This is a genomic window from Pinirhizobacter sp. (assembly GCF_035317885.1).
Taxonomy (GTDB): Bacteria; Pseudomonadota; Gammaproteobacteria; order Xanthomonadales; family Rhodanobacteraceae; genus Pinirhizobacter.
In genome coordinates this window covers 1-3415 of sequence record NZ_DATHFX010000238.1, presented here as the reverse complement: position 1 = coordinate 3415, position 3415 = coordinate 1, and the positions used below count along the sequence as shown (strand labels likewise).

Here is a 3415-nt window from a genome sequence, read left to right as displayed (position 1 = left end):
GGAAGAATAGGGTGGCGGGCGAGCCAGGGTCGAAAACCGCGTACTCAACGGCCGGGCTTGCGCCCGCCTGGTCGCCCACCCGAAGGCGGTGGAACCACAGGTTTCCCGCAGGGTTGCTGCGGGGCCTGAAGTACTAGGGTTTCGACACCCAGTTGCCGATGTCCAGGCAACCCGCACATGATCGCGGCATCACGTGCATGGTTCCATACGAATTTTCTCAAAGCATCGTAAGGCAACATATCGAACGATGCTCAATCCCGTGCTTTGCTTCGCGCTTCTTGAGCACGTGGTTCTCCATCGCCAGCTCCGCATACATGCGCTTTGCGAATGGTTGTTTTGGTACAGCCCAGCCGGCCGACGGGTGTTACTAATCGTCTTCGCCACTACCCCATTTGCGAAGGAGAATTAGATGCCCGCCATGAACCCTGCAAGCCATCAAGCGCAAGTCGGTCTTTTCAACAGCAGAATAAATCCCACTCAAGCTCCCGCGCCCAGCAGGCAACAAGTTCAGGGACTCCTCGGTGTTTCCAATACTGCGCCCGATCTGAGTCGGGGTACCCATGCTTCGATGCCCAACGACATGTACCGGCCACTCAGTATCGAGATGAGCTCAGATGACATGGACGTGCCGGGTAGCCGCGTCGGCACCGGTGGAATCGGAACAGCGATCGGTCGACTCCCGAGGGGTACTGGATATGTGCTCGCCGCTGCCGCCGTGGTCACCACAGTTGCTTTCGTCGCCACGTCAACGTCCGATAGTTTGGCGACAGCGGCACAGTGGCCCGACGACGTACCTCAGTCGCTGCCCTTGCCTCAGCCGCAGCCATTGATCATGTCGGGGAGTGGTTCTTCCGCCAACAGTGCAACTGTCGTTGGCGTTTGCGAGCAGGCAATCAATAAATTCCCCCGATCCAACGGTGCGCAAGTGTATTGCCCTTCGATGGAGAAACTGCAGTCAATCGAAAGTGACGCCAAAAGCATCTTAAGCATGGCGCGAAGCATGGTGCAGGACAGCGCCGTGCGGCGAGGAGAGCTCCGAAGGGCGGCTCAGTGCTCGGGGGTGCGCTTTAGGGAAAATAAGGTCGAGCCGTTGATTGCTGCTCTTCGAGCGGAGAAGTCGCGTTTGAGCGAGGAATGGGGTGGTACGTCCGTCGATCACCCGATCAGGATTCTTGCCACGCAGATGCAGGTCGCCGATATCGATCGAAGCCTTCTTGTTTTGACAAGGACAAGCAACGATCTTTACGACGCCACGGCGACTATAAATAATAAGCTTCTGGAGCTTGTAGGTTGATGTCCGCCGTTACAAATCGCGTGAGTCCCACGCCTTCGTTCTAGCAGCAACGCCCACCCGTGCCCTTGTACCGTGCCTCCTGCCTTTCCCTGAAAAACTCCCCGTACGAAGGAATCGTCTTCTCCGGATGGCGTTCCTTCAGGTGCGCCACGTACACGTCGTAATCGGGCACGCCGCAGCAGAGGCGGGCGGTTTGCACCGCCCACTTCCACGTCGATTGCAGGTGTTCCCTCGCGGTGGTCATCACGTCACCTCGCCGCCGCCGGTACCGACGATAGCGCCACGTAGGGCTCTTCGTTGGCGGTGGGCCGGTTGGCCTTCCAGGCCTGCATGATGGCCCGGATGCCGAACAGCGTCATTACCACCACCAGCACCATGAAGATGGCCGTGAGTATCATATCCACGCGGTTGTTGGTGATGATCTGCTGCATGGCGGCCACAGTCTTGGCCGGCGCCAGCATGGTGCCGGCGGCCAGTGCATCGGCGTACTTCTGCGCCGCGGCGGTAAAGCTGATGGGCCCCACCAGCTTCTGATAGCCGGCGGTGAGCGTGCACACGATCAGCCATATCGCGGGGATGCCAGGCACGAGCACGTAGCGCTGGCGCTTGAGCTTCACCGTCACCACCGTCGCCAGCATCAACGCGATCGCCGCCAGCATCTGGTTGGCGATGCCGAAGAGTGGCCATAGCGTGTTGATGCCACCCAGTGGATCCACCGAACCCTGGTAGAGGAAATATCCCCAAAGGCCCACGCATATCGCCGTGGCGAGCAGGTTGCCCGTCCACGATTCGGTCTTCTTCAGCTCCGGGTGCACCAGTCCCGCGATCTCCTGGATCATGAAGCGGCCCACGCGCGTGCCGGCATCGACCGTGGTGAGGATGAACAGTGCTTCGAACAGGATCGCGTAGTGATACCAGAAGGCCAGCATGCCTTCGCCAGGAATAATGTTGTGCAACAGCTGCGCCATGCCCACGGCGAGGGTGGGTGCGCCGCCGGCCCGGCCAAGGACGGTACCTTCGCCGATGTCCTTGGCGATCTGGGTAAGTTCATCCGGACGTACCACGAAGCCCCACTGGCTGATGGTCATCGCGGCCTGCTCGACCGTCGTACCTACCAGCGCCGCGGGTGAGTTCATCGCAAAGTACACGCCCGGGTGCAGCGAGGATGCCGCGATCAGCGCCATGATGGCCACGAAGGCCTCCATCAGCATGCCGCCGTAACCCACCATGCGCGCCTCGCCCTCGTTCGACAGCAGCTTCGGCGTAGTGCCCGAGGCGATGATCGAGTGCCAGCCCGACACCGCGCCGCAGGCGATGGTGATAAAGAGGAACGGAAACAGGTTGCCCTGGAATACCGGGCCCGTGCCATCGATGAACTTGGTCACCGCCGGCATCTGCAGGGTGGGTGCGGCCAGGAAGATCGCCAGCGCCAGCAGCACGATCGTGCCGATCTTCAGGAAGGTGGAAAGGTAATCGCGAGGCGCCAGCAGCAGCCACACCGGCAGCACCGAGGCACAGAAACCGTAGGCGATCAGCAGCCATGCCAGGCCCTTGGCATCGAAATCGAATGCCGGGCCCCACGTTGGCGAAGCGGCCACGTGTGCGCCCGCCCAGATGGAGGTCAAGAGGAGCACCAGGCCGATGATGGATACCTCCAGGATGCGACCGGGCCGGATATAGCGAAGGTAGATGCCCATCAGCAGGGCAATGGGGATCGTCGCCGCCACCGTGAACGTGCCCCAGGGGCTGTGCGTGAGTGCCTTGACCACCACCAGCGCCAGCACCGCCAGCACGATCATCATCAGCACCAGCACGCCGACCATGGCTACTACGCCCGCCACCGGACCCAGTTCCTCGCGCAGCATGTGGCCGAGCGAGCGGCCGTCGCGACGGAGGGAAAGGCCAAGGATCATGAAGTCCTGTACGGCGCCAGCAAAGATCACCCCCACCAGTATCCAGAGCGTACCCGGCAGGTAGCCCATCTGGGCGGCGAGCACGGGACCCACCAGCGGCCCGGCGCCCGCGATGGCGGCGAAGTGATGGCCGAACACCACCCATTTGTCCGTGGGCACGTAGTCCAGGCCGTCATTGCGAAGCACCGCTGGCGTGGCGCGCGAAGGA

3 protein-coding genes are annotated in these 3415 nt (G+C 61.7%); 1 reads left to right on the top strand and 2 read right to left on the bottom strand.

Annotated elements, in window-relative coordinates:
- Positions 1-409: 409 nt before the first annotated feature.
- Positions 410-1294, top strand: a complete 885-nt coding sequence (locus tag VK519_RS07805) for a hypothetical protein (RefSeq protein ID WP_324348766.1) — start codon at positions 410-412, stop codon at positions 1292-1294.
- A gap of 40 nt (positions 1295-1334) precedes the next feature.
- Here the strand turns inward: VK519_RS07805 and VK519_RS07800 are convergent, their stop codons facing one another.
- Together VK519_RS07800 and VK519_RS07795 are read right to left on the bottom strand one after the other, a co-directional pair.
- Positions 1335-1538: a YbdD/YjiX family protein gene (locus VK519_RS07800; protein WP_324348765.1), complete on the bottom strand. Its 204-nt coding sequence runs from the start codon at positions 1536-1538 to the stop codon at positions 1335-1337.
- 4 nt (positions 1539-1542) lie between these two features.
- The coding region (locus VK519_RS07795; RefSeq protein ID WP_324348763.1) for a carbon starvation CstA family protein at positions 1543-3415 on the bottom strand (1873 nt) is incomplete at its 5' end.

Coding starts and splice junctions, on each gene's coding strand:
- VK519_RS07805 (WP_324348766.1), top strand. CDS start 410: ATGCCCGCCATGAACCCTGCAAGCCATCAAGCGCAAGTCGGTCTTTTC.
- VK519_RS07800 (WP_324348765.1), bottom strand. CDS start 1,538: ATGACCACCGCGAGGGAACACCTGCAATCGACGTGGAAGTGGGCGGTG.